This window comes from Pseudonocardia thermophila (genome assembly GCF_900142365.1).
GTDB lineage: Bacteria > Actinomycetota > Actinomycetes > Mycobacteriales > Pseudonocardiaceae > Pseudonocardia > Pseudonocardia thermophila.
The window spans coordinates 197,816-214,365 of the sequence record NZ_FRAP01000002.1; the positions used below are offsets into that span (position 1 = coordinate 197,816).

Annotated in this window: 23 protein-coding genes; 9 read left to right on the forward strand and 14 right to left on the reverse strand. The window is 73.3% G+C overall.

Annotation, left to right across the window (positions count from 1 at the left end; genetic code table 11):
- Position 1: 1 nt before the first annotated feature.
- Together BUE41_RS03240 and BUE41_RS31125 are read right to left on the reverse strand one after the other, a co-directional pair.
- Positions 2–733 carry a HugZ family pyridoxamine 5'-phosphate oxidase gene (locus BUE41_RS03240; RefSeq protein ID WP_084754297.1) on the reverse strand — a complete coding sequence of 244 codons (732 nt, stop codon included), beginning with the start codon at positions 731–733 and terminating at the stop codon, positions 2–4.
- A complete protein-coding gene (locus BUE41_RS31125) occupies positions 730–1,392 on the reverse strand; it encodes a DUF4190 domain-containing protein (RefSeq protein ID WP_084754299.1) in 663 nt (220 codons plus the stop codon). The genes BUE41_RS03240 and BUE41_RS31125 overlap by 4 nt, the downstream gene beginning before the upstream one ends.
- A 113-nt stretch (positions 1,393–1,505) precedes the next feature.
- Between BUE41_RS31125 and recO the strand changes: the two genes are divergently transcribed.
- From recO to BUE41_RS03265, 4 genes are read left to right on the forward strand one after another with little or no spacing between them, the layout of a single operon-like run.
- Entirely contained in the window at positions 1,506–2,255 is a 750-nt protein-coding gene (gene recO, locus BUE41_RS03250) for a DNA repair protein RecO (RefSeq protein WP_073455330.1), read from the forward strand.
- Positions 2,256–2,292: 37 nt separating this feature from the next.
- Complete coding sequence (locus tag BUE41_RS03255) at positions 2,293–3,081, forward strand: isoprenyl transferase (RefSeq protein ID WP_073455331.1); 789 nt, start codon at positions 2,293–2,295, stop codon at positions 3,079–3,081.
- Between the two features lie 14 nt (positions 3,082–3,095).
- The gene (locus BUE41_RS03260; protein ID WP_073455543.1) at positions 3,096–3,479 is read left to right on the forward strand and encodes a hypothetical protein; all 384 of its coding nucleotides are present in this window, start codon (positions 3,096–3,098) and stop codon (positions 3,477–3,479) included.
- Positions 3,476–3,808 (forward strand): hypothetical protein, encoded by a 333-nt coding sequence (locus BUE41_RS03265; protein ID WP_073455332.1) that lies wholly within the window; start codon positions 3,476–3,478, stop codon positions 3,806–3,808. Before BUE41_RS03260 ends, BUE41_RS03265 begins: the two co-directional genes overlap by 4 nt.
- 6 nt (positions 3,809–3,814) lie before the next feature.
- On the opposite strand, the gene BUE41_RS03270 is transcribed toward BUE41_RS03265, so the two are convergent.
- The 3 genes from BUE41_RS03270 to BUE41_RS03280 are packed head-to-tail and all read right to left on the reverse strand — an operon-like array spanning position 3,815 to position 5,289.
- Entirely contained in the window at positions 3,815–4,432 is a 618-nt protein-coding gene (locus BUE41_RS03270; RefSeq protein ID WP_234996926.1) for a hypothetical protein, read from the reverse strand.
- 30 nt (positions 4,433–4,462) lie between these two features.
- Entirely contained in the window at positions 4,463–4,921 is a 459-nt protein-coding gene (locus BUE41_RS03275) for a Fur family transcriptional regulator (protein WP_073455333.1), read from the reverse strand.
- Positions 4,918–5,289: an ArsR/SmtB family transcription factor gene (locus BUE41_RS03280; RefSeq protein ID WP_073455334.1), complete on the reverse strand. Its 372-nt coding sequence runs from the start codon at positions 5,287–5,289 to the stop codon at positions 4,918–4,920. Before BUE41_RS03280 ends, BUE41_RS03275 begins: the two co-directional genes overlap by 4 nt.
- A 101-nt stretch (positions 5,290–5,390) precedes the next feature.
- Here BUE41_RS03280 and BUE41_RS03285 point away from each other — a divergent pair, with 101 nt between their 5' ends.
- Positions 5,391–5,720: an antibiotic biosynthesis monooxygenase family protein gene (locus BUE41_RS03285; RefSeq protein ID WP_073455335.1), complete on the forward strand. Its 330-nt coding sequence runs from the start codon at positions 5,391–5,393 to the stop codon at positions 5,718–5,720.
- A gap of 81 nt (positions 5,721–5,801) precedes the next feature.
- Here the strand turns inward: BUE41_RS03285 and BUE41_RS03290 are convergent, their stop codons facing one another.
- The gene (locus BUE41_RS03290; protein ID WP_073455336.1) at positions 5,802–6,443 is read right to left on the reverse strand and encodes an SRPBCC family protein; all 642 of its coding nucleotides are present in this window, start codon (positions 6,441–6,443) and stop codon (positions 5,802–5,804) included.
- Complete coding sequence (locus BUE41_RS03295; protein ID WP_073455337.1) at positions 6,436–6,771, reverse strand: ArsR/SmtB family transcription factor; 336 nt, start codon at positions 6,769–6,771, stop codon at positions 6,436–6,438. The genes BUE41_RS03290 and BUE41_RS03295 overlap by 8 nt, the downstream gene beginning before the upstream one ends.
- A gap of 144 nt (positions 6,772–6,915) precedes the next feature.
- Here BUE41_RS03295 and BUE41_RS03300 point away from each other — a divergent pair, with 144 nt between their 5' ends.
- On the forward strand, positions 6,916–8,313 hold the full coding sequence (locus BUE41_RS03300; protein ID WP_073455338.1) for a glycine--tRNA ligase: 1,398 nt from the start codon (positions 6,916–6,918) through the stop codon (positions 8,311–8,313).
- A 17-nt stretch (positions 8,314–8,330) separates the two neighbouring features.
- Here BUE41_RS03300 and BUE41_RS03305 read toward each other — a convergent pair whose 3' ends face one another.
- The 6 genes from BUE41_RS03305 to BUE41_RS03330 all read right to left on the reverse strand — a co-directional run bounded on the left by BUE41_RS03305 (position 8,331) and on the right by BUE41_RS03330 (position 12,827).
- Positions 8,331–8,510 (reverse strand): DUF3558 domain-containing protein, encoded by a 180-nt coding sequence (locus tag BUE41_RS03305; protein WP_073455339.1) that lies wholly within the window; start codon positions 8,508–8,510, stop codon positions 8,331–8,333.
- 352 nt (positions 8,511–8,862) lie between these two features.
- On the reverse strand, positions 8,863–9,333 hold the full coding sequence (locus BUE41_RS03310; RefSeq protein WP_073455340.1) for a hypothetical protein: 471 nt from the start codon (positions 9,331–9,333) through the stop codon (positions 8,863–8,865).
- A complete protein-coding gene (locus tag BUE41_RS03315) occupies positions 9,330–9,746 on the reverse strand; it encodes a hypothetical protein (protein ID WP_143171944.1) in 417 nt (138 codons plus the stop codon). The genes BUE41_RS03310 and BUE41_RS03315 overlap by 4 nt, the downstream gene beginning before the upstream one ends.
- Positions 9,747–9,860: 114 nt before the next feature.
- Positions 9,861–10,481, reverse strand: coding sequence for a maleylpyruvate isomerase family mycothiol-dependent enzyme (locus BUE41_RS03320; protein WP_073455342.1), 621 nt, complete (start codon positions 10,479–10,481; stop codon positions 9,861–9,863).
- Positions 10,471–11,526 carry a hemolysin family protein gene (locus tag BUE41_RS03325; RefSeq protein WP_084754390.1) on the reverse strand — a complete coding sequence of 352 codons (1,056 nt, stop codon included), beginning with the start codon at positions 11,524–11,526 and terminating at the stop codon, positions 10,471–10,473. The genes BUE41_RS03320 and BUE41_RS03325 overlap by 11 nt, the downstream gene beginning before the upstream one ends.
- Positions 11,523–12,827, reverse strand: a complete 1,305-nt coding sequence (locus BUE41_RS03330) for a hemolysin family protein (RefSeq protein WP_073455344.1) — start codon at positions 12,825–12,827, stop codon at positions 11,523–11,525. The genes BUE41_RS03325 and BUE41_RS03330 overlap by 4 nt, the downstream gene beginning before the upstream one ends.
- A 174-nt stretch (positions 12,828–13,001) precedes the next feature.
- Between BUE41_RS03330 and BUE41_RS03335 the strand changes: the two genes are divergently transcribed.
- The 3 genes from BUE41_RS03335 (at position 13,002) to BUE41_RS03345 (ending at position 16,070) form a co-directional block, all read left to right on the forward strand.
- Positions 13,002–14,003 carry an XdhC family protein gene (locus BUE41_RS03335; RefSeq protein WP_234996928.1) on the forward strand — a complete coding sequence of 334 codons (1,002 nt, stop codon included), beginning with the start codon at positions 13,002–13,004 and terminating at the stop codon, positions 14,001–14,003.
- Between the two features lie 214 nt (positions 14,004–14,217).
- Positions 14,218–14,823 (forward strand): YdcF family protein, encoded by a 606-nt coding sequence (locus BUE41_RS03340; RefSeq protein ID WP_073455546.1) that lies wholly within the window; start codon positions 14,218–14,220, stop codon positions 14,821–14,823.
- A complete protein-coding gene (locus tag BUE41_RS03345) occupies positions 14,820–16,070 on the forward strand; it encodes a deoxyguanosinetriphosphate triphosphohydrolase (RefSeq protein ID WP_073455345.1) in 1,251 nt (416 codons plus the stop codon). Before BUE41_RS03340 ends, BUE41_RS03345 begins: the two co-directional genes overlap by 4 nt.
- Here the strand turns inward: BUE41_RS03345 and BUE41_RS03350 are convergent.
- The gene (locus BUE41_RS03350; RefSeq protein ID WP_073455346.1) at positions 16,021–16,521 is read right to left on the reverse strand and encodes a MerR family transcriptional regulator; all 501 of its coding nucleotides are present in this window, start codon (positions 16,519–16,521) and stop codon (positions 16,021–16,023) included. The genes BUE41_RS03345 and BUE41_RS03350 overlap by 50 nt on opposite strands.
- Positions 16,522–16,550 lie beyond the last annotated feature (29 nt).

The following is a 16,550-nucleotide window of genomic DNA, read 5'->3' on the forward strand; positions in this document are numbered from 1 at the left end:
GTCAGGCCCGCTGCCGCGCCTCCTGGACCATCGCCACCAGCGCCGTGCGCGCCTCGGTGGGGGTGGTGACCTGCTCGGGGAACGCCAGCCGCACGTGGTGCTCGGGTCCGTCGGGCTCGTCGCGGGCGAGCACGTCGAAGCCGTAGCGGTCGATGCCGGTCATGCGGGCGGACGTCGTGGCCGGCCGGTCGCCGAAGACCCGGCAGTACAGCACGAGCGCGTCGGCGTGGTCGTCGTTCATGTGGTCGACGACGCCGGCGACGTGCGGCACCAGCGGGTCCGGCTCGGCCGCGGCGTACGCATCGGCGTCGACCCAGCTCATGCGCGCGAACCCGCCCACGAACCGCACCGACCGGACGTCGAGCCGGTAGATGCGGAAGCCGTGGTCGGTGCCCAGCCCGCCCGGGTGCACCTGCTGGTATATCGCGAGCGCGTCGGCCCGCTCCGGCTCCGGCACCTCGGCGACCGGGCCGATCACCGTGACCCGGCCCAGGTCCAGCGGATCGCCCTCACCGGGCTCGGTGACCATCAGCGACGCACGCGGATCGGCCTTCAGGTTGTGCGTGTGCACCGCCAGGTCGGACAGCAGCAGCAACGGCCTGCCCCGCTCGTCGACGGCGGGCGCGACGACGGAGCCGAACGGGTAGCCGTCCGGCCCGATCGTCGACAGCGTGCCGGTGCGGGCGGCCGCCATCAGGGTGCGGCAGCGCTCGGCGTCGGACGGACCGCTCATACCCCTGCCGCACCGATCGCCGCGCTGATGAAGACGATGATGAAGACGAGGTAGATCACCAGGATCGCGGTGAAGATACCGCCGATGATGATGCCGGCCAGCGCCAGCCCGTCGCCGCCCTCGCCGGTGCGCTTGATCTGGTTGCGGGCGATGATCCCGAACACGATGCCCAGCGGGCAGAACACGAACGCCATCACCAGCGCGAGGATCGCCATCGTGTTCGTCGACGGGGGCGCGTACGCGGGCTGGCCGTAGCCCTGCTGAGCGTACGGGTTGCCGTACGGGTCGGGCTGGCCGTAGGCCTGCTGGCCGTACTGCTGCTGGCTGTACTGCCCGTAGGGGTTGGCCGCGTCGTAGCCGGGCTGGCCGTAGGCCTGCTGCCCGTACTGCTGCTGGCCGTACTGCTGCTGCCCGTACTGTCCGTACTGCCCGGGCTGCTGGTACGTCCCGGGCTGCTGGGTGCCGCCGGGGGCGTAGGACGAGCCGTAGGGGCTCTGGCTCTGCGGGGGCGCCGGGACGTGGGTGGTCGGCTCCTCGCCGAACCCCGTGGGATCGGAGCTCTTCGACAGCGACACCGGGTCCGCGGCCGGCGGCTCGGTGCCCGTTGGATCGGGACGGAACAACGCCGTCGGGTCCTCGTCCGGCCGGTCCTGCGGCATGTGGGCTCGCCCCCTCGTGAGGTACGGGTGTCGGACCCGATCGTAGGGGGAGACCCGACGTAGGCTGGTGCGTCCCGGGGAAGAATCCGACGCAGGAGGCGGGTGGGTCGAGGGTGGTGCTCTACCGCGACACCGGCGTCGTGCTGCGGGTGCAGAAGCTCGGCGAGGCCGACCGGATCATCACTCTGCTGACCAGCCGGCACGGCAAGGTCCGCGCGGTCGCGAAGGGGGTGCGCCGAACCCGGTCCCGGTGGGGTGCGCGGCTGGAGCCGTTCAACCACGTCGACGTGCAGTGCTACACCGGCCGCTCGCTCGACGTCGTCACCCAGGCGCAGACCGTCGACGCGTTCGGCGCGGGGATCATCGGCGACTACGGCCGCTACACCGCCGGGTGCGCGATCCTCGAGACCGCCGACCGGATCGTCGCCGAGGAGGGTGAACCAGCGCTGCGCGTGTACCTGCTGCTCGTCGGGGCGCTGCGGGCGCTGGCCGGCGGGGAGCGCGACGCGTCGCTCGTGCTCGACGCGTTCTTGCTGCGCGCGATGAGCCACGCCGGGTGGGCCCCGGCCATCCACGACTGCGCGCGCTGCGCCGCCCCGGGCCCGCACGCAGCGTTCAACGTCGCAGCCGGGGGCGCGGTGTGCTCGGTGTGCCGGCCGCCCGGGTCGGTGCTGCCGTCGCGGGAGACGTTCGCCCTGCTTGACGCCCTGCTGCACGGCGACTGGGAGATCGCCGACGCCGCCCCGCCCGCCGTCCGCCGCGACGCCAGCGGGCTGGTGGCGGCGCACCTGCAGTGGCACATGGAGCGGCAGCTGCGGTCGTTGCCGCTGGTCGAGCGGCGGCCGGCGGCGCCGCGGGCCTGAGGCCGGAGCGGGGCCGGGCCGACGTAGGGTTCCGGGCGTGCCACCACCGTACGAGCCCCCGCCTCCCCACCCGTCGGGCGCCCGTCCACCGGCCATTCCGCCGGAGGCGGTGCCGAACCACATCGCGCTGGTCATGGACGGGAACGGGCGCTGGGCGAACGCGCGCGGGCTGCCTCGCATCGAGGGCCACAAGCGCGGCGAGGCGTCGTTGATGGACGTCACGTGGGGGTGCCTCGACATCGGGGTGAAGTGGCTGTCGGCGTACGCGTTCTCCACGGAGAACTGGAAGCGCAGCCCCGAGGAGGTCCGCTTCCTCATGGGCTTCAACCGCGACGTGATCCGCCGCCGGGTCGACGAGCTGAACGCCCGCGGTGTGCGGGTGCGCTGGGCGGGCCGGCGGCCGCGGCTGTGGCGCAGCGTGATCCGCGAGCTGGAGCGCGCCGAGGAGCTGACCCGCGACAACGACCGGCTCACGCTGACCATGTGCGTCAACTACGGCGGCCGCGCCGAGATCACCGACGCCGTGCGCTCGATCGCGAAGCTGGTCGCTGAGGGGCGGCTGCGGCCGGACAAGATCGACGAGCGGACGATCGCCCGGCACCTCGACGAGCCCGACATGCCCGACGTGGACCTGTTCGTGCGCAGCTCCGGCGAGCAGCGGACCTCGAACTTCCTGCTGTGGCAGTCGGCGTACGCCGAGATGGTCTTCCTCGACACCCTCTTCCCCGACTTCGACCGGCGCCACATCTGGGAGGCGATCGAGATCTACGCCCGCCGCAACCGCCGCTTCGGCGCCGCGAAGGACATGCCGGGGGTCGTGTCGTGACCACGATCTCGGACATGCTCGACGTCGCCCGGGCGGCGCTGGAGCGCTACCACGACGTCACCGTCGACGAGGACGGCGCGCTGACCTTCGCTCACCGCGGCGTGCCGTGCGTCGTGCAGGGGATGGAGCTGGAGGAGGGGCTGCCCGTCCTCAACCTCACGTGCGTGGTGGCGTGGGACCTCGACCCGGAGATCGACGTGCCCACCCGGGTCGCGATGGGCGCCGGGGAGAGCCTGTTCGGCACCCCGCGGGTCATCCGCGGCGAAGCCGGGTGGGACGTCACCCTGCGCTACGCGTTCCCCGCCGCGGGCCTGGACGAGAAGGCGATGGGCACGCTGCTGATGCTGGTGGTGAGCAACGCCTCCACGATGCGGGCGCAGCTCACCGACCTGCCGTGAGACCCGGGCGCGCCGCCGGGCAGGAGCTGCTCGACGAACTGGTCGCCGAGGTGACCGCCGGGATGCCCGGGATCGAGCGGGCGCCGCTGTTCGGCAGCTCCGGGGTGCGCCGCGACGGCGCGCTCGTGGCGTTCATCGGGCGCGGGGGAGAGCTGGTGGTGCGGCTGCCGGAGGGGCGTGCGCAGCAGCTGCTGGCGTCCGGCGCGGCCCGCGAGGTGCGGATGGGCCGCGCCGCGGCGCGCGAGTGGGTGGCCGTCCCCCGCCCCGCCGATGGCGCCCAACCCTGGCGCGAGCTGCTCGCCGCCGCCTGCGCGCACGCGGTCGGCTGAGGCGGGTCAGCTGCCGGTGTCGGCGGACAGGTGCACCAGCGGCAGCGCGGCCAACTGCGCGGGCGTCATCCGGCTCGCCGCGCCGAGCACGTCGTTCTGCGCCGCCTGCATGCGCGCGTCCACCAGCCCGGACAGGGCGTAGCAGATCCGACCCAGCAGCCGCACCGCGTTCTCCTCGACGGGCGGGTTCGGGGTGGCCACGATCGCGACGCCGTTCGGGTGCCCGGAGTTGGACTGCGCCACCCCGATCGTGACGGACTCGCGCGGGTTGACGTGCCGCGACGCGTAGTGGTCGCGCAGCGTGAGGAACGCGGCGTGGAACTGCTCGAGATCGCCCTCGAGCTGCAGCTCAGCCAGGTCGGCCGTGGTGAGCACCTCGGCGCGGGGCGAGAAGCAGCGGGCGTAGCCGACGAGCGCGCCGGTCCACAGCGCCTCGATCAGGGCGTCGTCGCGCTGCACCTGCAGCGGCCCGGTGTCCGGGCCGCCGAGCGCGGTGACGAGGTGCTCACAGCAGCGCAGGACGTACTGCAGGTCCTCGAAGACGGCGGCGAGGGCGGCCAGCCCGGCCGCGTCGTCGCTCTCCATCCGGCGGACCGTGCTCGGTCGCGTGTCGGTCTCGGCCACAGCGGCGCCTCCTTGCGTCGGGCGCGCACGTTACCGCCGGTCGGCCGCTCCCGATGTGTCGTTGTGAGACGCTGCGTCGGAGGCGGCCGCACCGGAGGTGCAGTCGCGGCACAGCCCGAAGATCTCGGCGGTGTGGCTGAGGTCGGAGAACCCGTGCTGCTCGGCCACCTTCTGCGCCCACGTCTCCACGGCCGGCCCGTCGATCTCCACGGTGTGCCCGCACTTCCTGCACACGAGGTGGTGGTGGTGCTCGACGGAGGCGCAGCGGCGGTACACCGCCTCGCCGGTACCGGTGCGCAGCACGTCGACCTCGCCGGCGTCGACGAGGCTCTGCAGGGCGCGGTAGACGGTGGTCAGCCCGATGGGGTCGCCGCTGCGGCGGAGCGCCTCGTGGATCTCCTGGGCGGAGCGGAAGTCCGACAGGGTGTCGAGCATCGCCGACACCGCGGCCCGCTGCCTGGTGGACCGCTGGGCGCGCGCCGCGGTCATCCCTCCTCCACGTGCTCGATCGCGTCGACGACGATGTGCGCGAGGTGGTCGTCGACCAGCGAGTACACGACCTCTCGGCCGCGCCGGTCCCCGCGGACCACGCCCGCGGACTTCAACACGCGCAGGTGCTGGCTGATCAGCGGCTGGGTGACGCCGAGCGCGTCGACCAGGTCGTGGACGCAGCGGCTGGACTCCAGCAGCTGCAGGACGATCGCGATCCGGACCGGAGCCGCGAGCGCGCGCAGCAGATCCCCGGCGGCGACGAGCGTGGCTGAGGTGCGGACCGGGGCCGGGGCGGCGGGGGGACGGACGGCGGCGTGCTGCTCGTCGTGCTGCTCGTCCCGTTCAGCGCCCGCGACGATCGACATCGGTCCATCCCGTCTCCCGGAGCGGCGGCCACGCCTCCGGTGTGGTCGTGCCCGTGGGGCCGCACGTCCATGGTAGGCGTGCCTGAGGAGATACTCGGCCGATGCTGCTCGTGTGCCGCTTCGCCGTCGCCCCCGACGCCGCCGACTCCTTCCGCGACCGGGCGCGGCGGGCGCTCGAGCTGCTCACCGAGCAACCGGGGTGCCTGGGTGGTGACCTGGGGCGGGCGATCGAGGATCCGCAGCGCTGGACCCTCGTCGTCCGGTTCGCCTCCGTCGACGCGTACCGGCGGGCGCTGAACCCGTTCCCCGTGCGGGAGCACGTCGTCCCGCTGCTGGCCGAGGCGATGGCCGACGAGCCGGCCACGTTCGAGACCCGCGTGACCGCTGACGCGGGGGTGAGCACGGAGCACCGGAGCCTGCTGGCGGAGTAGGGACGCGCGAGTCGCGGGGCCGAGCGCGGGACTCACCCGACGAAGCGCGGGACTCGCCGCGGCCCTGAGCAGAGCCTCACGTCAGGCGGGTTCGCCCGTGTAGAAGGCCGTGGCGCGGGCGCCGGCCGCGCGGGCGGCGTCGGCGGGCGTGCCGGCGGCGATCGACGCCTCCGCCCAGCCCGCGCTCGCGGCCGCGATGAACGCCTTCCCCTCCGGCGACCCCGCCCACGCCTGCGCGGCGGCCGGATCGACCGCCTCCCCGGTGGCGACGTGCTGGGCGAGGCCGTGCAGAGCGAGGTCCCAGCCGACGCCGACCGCGCCCGGCCCGTACTCCAGCCACCGCTCGTCGTCGACGTGGGCGACGTGCTCCAGGGTGAACCGGGTCCCGTCGCCCGCCGCGGCGAGCGTGACCTCGATCCAACTCACCTCCCCGCCGAACTCCCAGGTGGCGGCGAACGAGCGCGGCGGATCGCAGCGCTCGATCGTGCCGCCCGCCTGCCCCTCCAGCTGGTATCGGCCGCCCACCTGCAGGTCGCCGGTCACGGGGAGGAACCAGCGGGGCAACCGCTCCGGGTTGGTGCAGGCGTCCCACAGGTCGTCGACCGTGGTGGGGTAGACCCGGGTGATCGTGGCGACCTTCGCCTCGCCCGCCTCCAGCGTGCGGGTGCCGATCGTGCGGCGGACGCCGCTCACCCCGCCCGTGACGGTGGTGGATTCAGTCATCTCGTCTCCGTTCTCGCTTGCCACGGGCGATCTCGGTCGCCAGCGCGTCGAGGTGGGGTGTCCAGAAGCGGCGGAAGCGGTCGAGCCAGGCGTCGACCTCCCGCAGGGCCTCGGGCTCGACGGAGTAGATGCGCCGGGTGCCGTCGGCCTGCACGCGCGCGAACCCGTTCTCCCGCAGCACCTTCAGGTGCTGGGAGACGGCGGGCTGGGAGATCCCGAACTCGGCCGTGATCGCTGCCGCCACCGCCCCAGCGGTGAGCTCGCTGTCGCCGAGCAGCTCCAGGATGCGACGGCGGACCGGGTCGCCGAGCACGTCGAACGCGTGCACGGCGGAAGACTAGAAGCCATTGCTTATATAAGTCAAGCCTGAACATTGGGGGCGGCGGCCGCAGGGCGTCGCGAGGCGGTCGCTAGTCTGTGCATCTCTGCCCTGTACGTCTTCCCTAGTACCTGCAGTCCTGGAGCGTTCCACGTGGCCAGCAAGCCAACTTCCGGCAAGATCGAGAAAATCGTCGCGCTCGCCAAGCGGCGCGGGTTCGTCTTCGCGTCGGGAGAGATCTACGGCGGCACCCGGTCCGCGTGGGACTACGGACCCCTCGGCGTCGAGCTCAAGGAGAACGTCAAGCGCCAGTGGTGGAAGGCCATGGTCATCGGGCGCGAGGACGTCGTCGGCCTCGACAGCTCGGTGATCCTGCCCCGCCAGGTCTGGGTCGCGTCCGGCCACGTCGGCACGTTCAACGACCCGCTCGTCGAGTGCCTGTCCTGCCACAAGCGCTTCCGCGCCGACCAGATCGCCGAGGAGTACAGCGCCCGCAGCGGCAAGCCGGCGAGCGAGGACGACCTGTCCGACGTGCCCTGCCCGAACTGCGGCACCCGCGGCAAGTACACCCCGCCGCAGGACTTCAACATGATGCTCGAGACCTACCTCGGCCCGGTGAAGTCCGAGGAGGGCCTGCACTACCTGCGCCCCGAGACCGCGCAGGGCATCTTCATCAACTTCCTCAACGTCCTGACGACCTCGCGGCGCAAGCCCCCGTTCGGCATCGGGCAGATCGGCAAGAGCTTCCGCAACGAGATCACGCCGGGCAACTTCATCTTCCGCACCCGCGAGTTCGAGCAGATGGAGATGGAGTACTTCGTCGAGCCCGGCAGCGACGAGGAGCTGCACCAGTACTGGATCGACGAGCGCACCCGCTGGTACGTCGACCTGGGCATCTCCCGGGACAACCTGCGCCACTACGAGCACCCGAAGGAGAAGCTGTCCCACTACTCGAAGCGCACCGTCGACATCGAGTACCGCTTCGGCTTCATCGGCCAGGAGTGGGGTGAGCTGGAGGGCATCGCCAACCGCACCGACTTCGACCTCACCGCCCACACCAACCACTCCGGCGTGGACCTGTCGTACTTCGACCAGGCCACCGAGACCCGCTACCGACCGTTCGTCATCGAACCGGCCGCCGGCGTGGGCCGCTCGATGATGGCGTTCCTCATCGAGGCCTACGGCGAGGAGCAGGTGCCCAACGCCAAGGGCGGGCTCGACACCCGCGTCGTGCTGCACCTCGACCGGCGCCTCGCCCCGGTCAAGGTCGCCGTGCTGCCGCTCTCGCGCAACGCGGAGCTGTCGCCGAAGGCCCGGGAGCTGGCCGCGGACCTCCGCAAGAACTGGAACGTCGAGTTCGACGACGCCGGCGCCATCGGCCGCCGCTACCGCCGCCAGGACGAGATCGGCACCCCGTTCTGCGTGACGGTCGACTTCGACACCCTCACCGACAACGCCGTCACCGTGCGCGAGCGCGACAGCATGGCCCAGGAGCGGATCTCGATCGACCAGGTCGAGGCCTACCTGGCTGCGAAGCTCGTCGGCTGCTGACCGCGGGGCCCGGCCGGTCAGGTGCCGCGGTCGAGGTTCTCGACGACCATCGCGGCGACCGGCCGGGCCTTCTCGCAGGCCTGCTCGTGGGTCATGGGCTGGTTGCCGCTGTAGTCGTAAGCGACCTGAAGGACCTGACCGGGCCGGATGTCGATGAAGATCGCGCACGAGGTCTCGTGCGGAGCCAGCGTCCCCATTCCGACCACGGCCGGTAGCGGCCGACCATGAACCAAGGCTCATCGGTCCGTATGTCCTCTATGCCTGTGTCGGCGCTGCCGGACACGATGTAGGCGCTGATCGGTTCGGACAGGAAGTGGGTCCACAGGCACTCCCGGCTCCCTGACTCTGTGGCAGTAGGGCGGGGGCCGGCCACATCAAGTTCTTCGGCCTGCTCCGATGTGAGGGCGGTGCAGAAGTCGAAGGTCGCCATGTCGACCGCGACTGCGGGCGTTGTTGCAGGGGCATCGGCGGTGGGCATGCCGGCGAGCGGGGTGGAGCACGCGGCGGCGAACAGCAGTGCGAGTATGAACCCGGCGCTGTGGAGGCGTCTCACGCCCGGTCCCATGGGCGGAGGAATATGCCGATCGTCGCGTTCGCTTCTGCGATGACGGCGCTGTGCTGCAGAGGGGTCAGCGCCGCGATCTCTTGCTCGGTCCTCCCATACGCCTCGGCGGCCAGCTTGAGGCTGCCAGCGATGGCGGCGAGCTCGTTCAACCGCTCATTGCAGGTGTCGATCAACAGCCTCGCCCGCTGCGAGAAGGCGACGGCTGCGTCGGCAGAGACCGGGTCACCGCCATAGCGGTAGTTGTAGGTTTCGAGGCCACCTCGCTCCGCCGTGAGGGTCGTCTTGAGCAGCTCGTACTCCTCCAGGATCGCCTTCCGCACGTAGAGCACGTTGTCCGCATCGACCCGCAGCCCCGCCCTACGGGCGTGCTCCTCGGCCGCGGCGGCGTCGACCAGCCCCGTCTCGTCGCCCTCGTAGATCCCCATGACGCCCCGCCCCCCCACCGCGACGATCACTGGGCGTTCAGCGTAGGAGACCCGCCCGGGTCGCGGGGCGGTTCGGGGGAATCCGTGGCCGCGTGGGCGGGTCGATGCCGGTGGCGGTGCAGGCGGCGGGCGAGGGTGAGCCGGTGGCGGGGCGCCGCGACGAGCTGCCGGTACTGGCGGCGCAGCGCGATCCCCGCCACCGCCCCGACGGCGATCGCCGCGAGCACCTCGATCGGGTCGGTCGCCCAGAAGTTGATCACGCCGACGACGAACGCGGTGAGCAGGACGCCTGTCGTCCGCAGGAGCAGTACCCGGGTCCGCAGCGCCCGGTCGCGCTTGCCCCGGCGCAGCTGCGGTGCGGTGGAGGAGAGGATCCACACCCAGTACCCGAGCAGCAGTGCGTGCGCGAGCCACCCGGTCACCGCACGCGCGTCGGACAGCATCGACCGGCTCCAGTTGATCACGGAGAGCGAAGGGCATGACACTACCCGCGACCGCGCGTGATCGGTTGGCCCGAACCGGCCAACGCCGACCGATCGGGTGCTGCTCCGGTGGGTTCAGCGACCGAACCGGGTGGCGCCGCGGCCGGTCAGGCTCTCCGCCGGCACCGTGCGCCCGGACACGAGCAGCAGCAGGTCCGCCGCCCGGCCGTGCACCGGCTCGCCCTCCCCGTGCGCCCAGTCGGCGTCGGTCGCGACGAGCCGCACGCCGCGCACGTCCACTCCGAAGTAGCGGGCCCGCTTCGGTGAGAACCCGCTGAGCACGAGCGCCGCTCGTTCCGGCGGGACGACGTCGGTGCGGCCCAGCGGCACCGCGACGTCCAGCCCGTGGATGACTTCGTGCGAGAGCGCCCCGAGCGGCCCGCCGCCGGGCGGCGCCCACGGGTGGTCGACGTTGCGCCGCAGCACGTCGAGCAGCTCGGCGGGGGAGAGCGCGGCCGCGTCGGCCCGGGCGGCCCGGTCGGCCATGCGGTTGACGCTGCCGCGGGAGCGGACCAGGCCGAGCAGGATGCGCGGCAGCGTGTAGCGGTAGGGCATCGTCACGTGCGCGAGCACCTCGTGCACCCGCCACCCCGCGCACAGGCTCGGCGTCCGCCACTGCTGCGGGGTCAGCGAGCTGTACAGGTCCACCAGGTCCCGCCGCTGGGCCGCGACGGCCGATGCGATGTCAGCTGTCATGCCCTTCTTGACCGCCTGCGGCCGCCGGACTCATCGCCGGCAGCTTCGCGGGTGCGGGCAGGAGCCGCTGGAGCAGGTCCTGCATCGTGACGAACCCGGTCGGCTCGGGCCCGCCGTCGGTCACCAGCGCCAGCTGGTTGCCCTGCTCCCGCATCGCGCGCAGCGCCTGGTGGACGGGGGTGTCGGCGTCGAGCACGGGCAGCGGCCGCAGCAGGTCCGCGGCCGTGGTGCCCGCCGGCACGGCGAGCGCGTCGCGCACGTGCACGAACCCGATCGGGCGGCCCGTGTCGTCGAGCACGCCCAGCCGCAGGTGCCCGCTGGTGCGGGCGGCCGCGCGGATGTCCGCCGGTGCGGCGGTCATCGGCACCGCGGCCATCGACGCGCGCGGGTGCACCAGATCGCGCAGTGGCGCGGTGTCCAGCTCCAGCGCCGTGACGAGCTGGTCGTGGCGCGCCCGGTCGAGCGCTCCCGCGGTGGTGGAGTGCTCGACGAGCTCCCGCAGGTCGTCCCGGTTGCGGCCGGAGGCCAATTCGCTGACCGGCTCCACGCCGACCAGCCGCAGCAGCCCGTTGGCCATCGCGTTGAGCGCCACGAGCGCCGGCCGGGTCACCGCCATGAACGCGCGCATCGGCAGCGCCAGCATGATCGCCGAGCGCTCCGGGTGCGCGATCGCCCACGACTTCGGCGCCATCTCGCCCACCACGAGGTGCAGGAACGTGACGATCACCAGCGACGCCAGGAACGCCAGCACCGTCGCCGTCGGTTCGCCGAGCGCCCCGAACAGCGGCTCCAGCAGGCGCTCGACGGCCGGCTTGCCGACGGCACCGAGGCCCACCGTGCACAGCGTGATGCCCAGCTGCGACCCGGCGAGCAGCAGCGACAGGTCCTGCGCGCTGCGCAGCGCGGCCCGCGCCGAGATGCTCGTCTCGGCTGCCTCCTCCAGCCGGTGGCGCCGAGCGGCGACCAGCGCGAACTCGATCGCGACGAAGAACGCCGACAGGACGATGAGGCCCGCCGACACCAGCAGTGCCCACCCGGTGCTCACGACTGCTCCCACGCCAGCCGCAGGGTGGCCGGCACCCGTCGCTCCAGCGCGCACACGGTGATCGCCAGCTGCCGCCCGTCCGCGGGCAGCACCACCGTGTCGCCGACCTCCGGCAGCCGCTGCAGCCGGGAGATCACCAGGCCGCCGACGGTGCGGTACTCACCGCTCGGCAGGTCCGCGTCGATCAGTCGTTCCACCTCCTCCACCGAGAGCGTGCCCGGGACCGTCCACTCGCCGTCCCCGACGGCGGTGCGGTCGGTGCCCGCGGTGTCGTGCTCGTCGGTGATCTCGCCGACCAGTTCCTCGGCGATGTCCTCCACGGTGATCACGCCGGCCAGCCCGCCGTACTCGTCGACGACGATGGCCAGCTCCTCGTCCGCGGCGCGCAGCTCGTCGAGCACCGCCGGCAGCGGCAGGCTCGCCGGCACCAGCACCGGGGTGCGGGCGATGTCGGTGACCCGCAGCTGCGCCGCACCTGGCCGTTCCTCGGCGGCCAGCACGTCCCGCAGGCACACGACGCCGACGACGTCCTCGGGGTTCTCGCCGATCACCGGCAGCCGCGAGTGGCCGGACGCCAGCACGCCGACGAGCTCGGCGAGCATCGCGTCCGACCGCACGGTGGTCACCCGCGGCCGGGGGATCATCGCGGCTGCCGCGGTGCGGTCGGTGAAGTCCAGCACGCGGTCGAGCAGCACGGACAGCTCGTCGTCGAGATCGCCGCTGTCACGGGACTCGTCGATGATCGCCTCGAGGTCGCGCGGGGTGGCGGCGTGCTCGACGTCGTGGACCGGCTCGATGCGCAGCGCGCGCAGCAGCGCGTTGGACGCGGCGTCGAAGATCCGGATCACCCAGCCGAACGCGGCCAGGTACAGCGACGTGGACGTGGCCAGCGCGCGGGCCACCGGCTCGGGCCGGGCGATCGCGAGGTTCTTCGGGGCCAGCTCGCCGACCACCATCTGCACCACGGTGACGATCGCCAGCGCCAGCGCCGCGCCGATCGCGACGCCGAGCCCCTCGCCGCCGAGCAGCTCGCTCACCCCGGCGCCGATCAGGGGTTCGGCGACGTAACCGGCGAGCAGCCCGGTGACGGTGATCCCCAGCTGGGCGCCGGAGAGCATGAACGAGGTGCGGCGGGTGATGCCCAGAACGCGCTCGGCGCCGGTGTCGCCCGCGGCCGCCCTGGCCTTGAGCCGGGACCGGTCGACGGCCATGAACCCGAACTCCTGGGCCACGAACCAGCCGGTGAACACCGTGATCACCAGCACGACGACCACGCCGAGCAGGATCGAGAGGAGGGTCATGAGGTCCGCCCATCGGGGGCGGTGCCGGTACTACAGGCGGGGTCCATGTCTCCGTTCCTCGAGATGACGCTCTGTCGATGCAACGCGTCAATCATTCCGCACGTTCCCGGAGCGCGGGGAGCACGACCCTTCGGACAGCGGTGGATCGTCGGTGAGCACGGCTACTGTCGGGGTGTGAGCGATCTGCGGGAGCTGGGGGCCGCGTTGGCCCGGTGGGCAGGCGAGGAGCCGGTCGGCGTGGTGCGGGTGCTCGACCGGCACGGCTTCGGCACGGTGGAGAGCGGGCAGCTGCTCGCCGGCACCCCGGCGGGTGCGGTCGCCGGCGGCGTCTACAACGGGGCGCTCGACCACGCCGCGGTGCCGCTGGCCGCCACGGCCGCCGAGGAGCCCGTCCTGAAGACGGCCCACGTGGCCGAGCCGGATGCGCTCGCCGCCGGTCTGACCTGCTCGGGCGGGGCCACCCTGCTCGGCCACCCGCTGGACGGGCAGGCCGCGGCCGCGCTGGGGGAGGCGCTGCAGCGCGGGGTGCCGGCCGCGCTGGTCACGACGGTGGACGGGCGGGCCGCGCTGGTGCTGGTCGGCCCGGACCTCGCGGAACGGACGGGCGGGCTCGGCGTCGATCTCGACGCGGCGGCCGCCGACGCCGCCCGGTCGCTGCTGCGCCGCGGAGCCACCGCCACCGAGCGGGTCACCGTGGGCGACGCGGAGCTGCTGCTCGACCTGTGGGTGCCGGTGCCCACCGTCCTCGTCGTCGGCACCGGCGCCATCGGCGACGCGCTCGACGCGCAGGCCGCGCTGCTGGGCTGGCACACCCGCCGCGAGACCGACGTCGACGCCGCCACCGCCGCCGTGGAGGAGTTCAACGACGCCGACGTGCTGGTCCTGCTCGACCACGCGCCGAAGTTCGACGCCACGCTGATCGCGGGGCTGCGCCGGGGGCGCGGCTTCATCGGCGCGCTCGGCTCGCGCCGTACCCAGGCGGCGCGGCGGGAGCGGCTGCTCGCCAAGGGCGTCACCGAGGAGGAGCTCGCCCGGCTGTACGGGCCGGTCGGACTCGATCTGGGGGCCCGCACCTCCGCCGAGACCGCGGTGTCGATCGTGGCGCAGGTGATCGCCGCCCGGTCGGGCCGCTCCGCGCAGCCGCTGACCGCGGTGACCGGGCAGATCGGGGCGTGACGACGAGGACACGGCCCGTGGCCGGTGATCCGCTGCCACCTGGCACCATCGGGGGTCGACGGCCCGATCCATCACTTGGAGGAGCGACCTGATGGCGGCGACCCCGGATGCGGTGACCGTGCCTGTGCGGCGCGGGCACGGCGACGGCGGCCGCACGCGTCGCCTCCGCCGCCCCGACCAGGGGTACCGGCCCCCGGGCTTCGGCGCGTGGCTGATGCGCGCGGTGGTCGGGGCCGTGCTGATCGCGATGCTCGTCGTGGGCGGCACCGCGTTCCGCGTGTGGCAGGTCGCCCGCGTCGACGAACGCCGGCCCGTCGACGCCGTCGTCGTGCTGGGCGCGGCCCAGTACGACGGCGATCCCAGCTCGATCTTCGCCGCGCGGCTGCGGCACGCGCAGGCCCTCTACGAGCAGGGCCTGGCGCCCCGGATCGTCACCACCGGGGGCAACCGGGCGGGCGACTCGTTCACCGAGGCCGAGGCCGGCCGCCGGTACCTGCTCTCGCGCGGGGTGCCGGCGAGCGCGATCGTCACCGTCCCGGTGGGGTCGGACACGCTGACCAGCGTGCAGGCCGTCGCCGATCGGGCCCGCCGCGACGGCTGGACGACCGCGCTGCTCGTGTCGGACCCGTGGCACTCGCTGCGGTCCCGGCAGATGGCCCGCGACGCCGGCCTGGCGGCGTGGACGTCGCCGACGCGCACCGGGCCGGTGGTGCAGACCCGCGAGACGCAGCTGCGCTACATCGTCCGCGAGACCGGGGCGCTGCTGTTCTACCTGCTCACGCACGCCTCGGTGGACACCGAGACGAGCGGGCTGGGGTGAGCGAGCGCTACCGCTACTCCGACCACGACCGGGCCAGGGCGCAGTCGGAGGCACCGAAGCACACGGCGGCGTCGGACCGGCGCAGCCCGTTCTCCCGCGACCGCGCCCGCGTGCTGCACTCCGCCGCGCTGCGGCGGCTCGCCGGCAAGACCCAGGTCGTCGGCCCCGGCGAGGGCGCGGAGGTGAGCGGGGCGCCGCGCACCCGGCTCACCCACTCGCTGGAGGTCGCCCAGATCGGCCGCGGCATCGCCGAGGACCTCGGCTGCGACCCGGACGTCGTCGACACCGCCGGGCTCGCCCACGACATCGGCCATCCGCCGTTCGGGCACAACGGGGAGCGGGCGCTCGACGAGTTCGCCGCGCCGTGCGGGGGGTTCGAGGGCAACGCGCAGACGCTGCGCATCCTCACCCGGCTGGAGCCCAAGGTGGGCGGCAGCGGCCTCAACCTCACCCGGGCGTCGCTCGACGCGTCCTGCAAGTACCCGTGGGTGCGCCAGGACGGCGACCGCAAGTACGGGGCCTACCCGGCCGACGCCGCGGCGTTCACCTGGATCCGCGAGGGCGCACCGCCGCAGCGGCGCTGCCTGGAGGCGCAGATCATGGACTGGGCCGACGACGTCGCCTACTCCGTGCACGACGTCGAGGACGGCATCGTGTCCGGGCGCATCGACCTCGGTGCCCTGTCCTCGCCGGCGGAGGGTGCCGCGCTGGTCGAGCTGGCCGCGCGGCTGTTCGGCGGCGACCCCGGGGCGCTGACCGAGGCCGGGCGCGCGCTGCTCGACCTGCCGATCGTCGCGGCCGTGGTGGCGCAGCGCGACGCGCTCGGCTCCACCGCCGCCCAGATCGCGCTGAAGCGGATGACCAGCGATCTCGTCGGGCGGTTCGTGACCGCGGCGACCGAAGCCACCCGCCAGCGCTACGGGGACCGCCCCCTCGGCCGCTACGCCGCCGACCTCGTCGTGCCCGAGGCCGCGGCCGCGGAGGTGGCGCTGCTCAAGGCGGTCGCCGTGCGGTACGTGATGGACGATCCCGATCGGCTGGCCATGCAGGCGCGGCAGCGGGAGCTGCTCGCCGAGCTGGGCGAGGCCCTGCTGGCCAAGGCGCCGGACGCACTCGACCCGGTGTTCGCCGCGGACTGGTCAGCGGCGGCGGACGACGCCGAGCGGCGTCGTGTGGTCGTCGACCAGATCGCGCTGCTCACCGACCAGCAGGCGCTGGCTCGGCACGCCGCAGTGGGGCGGGCTTGAACTCCGGGCCCGGAACGCAGCCGTAGCCGGTCAGCTTCGCCTCGATCGTGTCCAGCGCGAACTGCAGCTCGGTCAGCTGTGCCTTGACCGCGTCGCGGCGGGCCAGCAGCATCGCCCGCCGCTCGGGGATCGTCTCCTCGCCCGCCGCGGCGAGCGCGACGTAGCGCTTCAGGTCGCGGATCGGCATGCCGGTCATCCGCATGCGGGTCAGGAACAGGACCCGGGCGAAGTCGGTGGCGGTGTAGACCCGGTGCCCGGACGCGTCGCGGGCCACCTCGAGCAGGCCGATGCGTTCGTAGTAGCGCAGCGTGTGGGCGCTGACGCCGGTCCGCTCGGCCATCTCCGCGATCGTCAGCGTCGCGTCGGGCGGCGGCGCGCCGGTCTCCTGCGCGCGCAACCGCGCCATCGCCTGGTCGAGGAGCGGGGTCGCGAGGTCCGCCGTCGCCGTCACGCGGTCGACCGTAGCCCTTCGAGCGCGCT

Excerpts from the sequence above, each read along its gene's own strand:
- BUE41_RS03240 (WP_084754297.1), bottom strand. The coding sequence starts at position 733 with ATGAGCGGTCCGTCCGACGCCGAGCGCTGCCGCACCCTGATGGCGGCC.
- BUE41_RS31125 (WP_084754299.1), bottom strand. The coding sequence starts at position 1,392 with ATGCCGCAGGACCGGCCGGACGAGGACCCGACGGCGTTGTTCCGTCCC.
- BUE41_RS03260 (WP_073455543.1), top strand. The coding sequence starts at position 3,096 with ATGCTCGACGTCGCCCGGGCGGCGCTGGAGCGCTACCACGACGTCACC.
- BUE41_RS03275 (WP_073455333.1), bottom strand. The coding sequence starts at position 4,921 with ATGACCGCGGCGCGCGCCCAGCGGTCCACCAGGCAGCGGGCCGCGGTG.
- BUE41_RS03280 (WP_073455334.1), bottom strand. The coding sequence starts at position 5,289 with ATGTCGATCGTCGCGGGCGCTGAACGGGACGAGCAGCACGACGAGCAG.
- BUE41_RS03285 (WP_073455335.1), top strand. The coding sequence starts at position 5,391 with ATGCTGCTCGTGTGCCGCTTCGCCGTCGCCCCCGACGCCGCCGACTCC.
- BUE41_RS03290 (WP_073455336.1), bottom strand. The coding sequence starts at position 6,443 with ATGACTGAATCCACCACCGTCACGGGCGGGGTGAGCGGCGTCCGCCGC.
- BUE41_RS03305 (WP_073455339.1), bottom strand. The coding sequence starts at position 8,510 with ATGGGGACGCTGGCTCCGCACGAGACCTCGTGCGCGATCTTCATCGAC.
- BUE41_RS03315 (WP_143171944.1), bottom strand. The coding sequence starts at position 9,746 with ATGCTGTCCGACGCGCGTGCGGTGACCGGGTGGCTCGCGCACGCACTG.
- BUE41_RS03320 (WP_073455342.1), bottom strand. The coding sequence starts at position 10,481 with ATGACAGCTGACATCGCATCGGCCGTCGCGGCCCAGCGGCGGGACCTG.
- BUE41_RS03330 (WP_073455344.1), bottom strand. The coding sequence starts at position 12,827 with ATGACCCTCCTCTCGATCCTGCTCGGCGTGGTCGTCGTGCTGGTGATC.
- BUE41_RS03340 (WP_073455546.1), top strand. The coding sequence starts at position 14,218 with ATGCGCGCGGTGGTCGGGGCCGTGCTGATCGCGATGCTCGTCGTGGGC.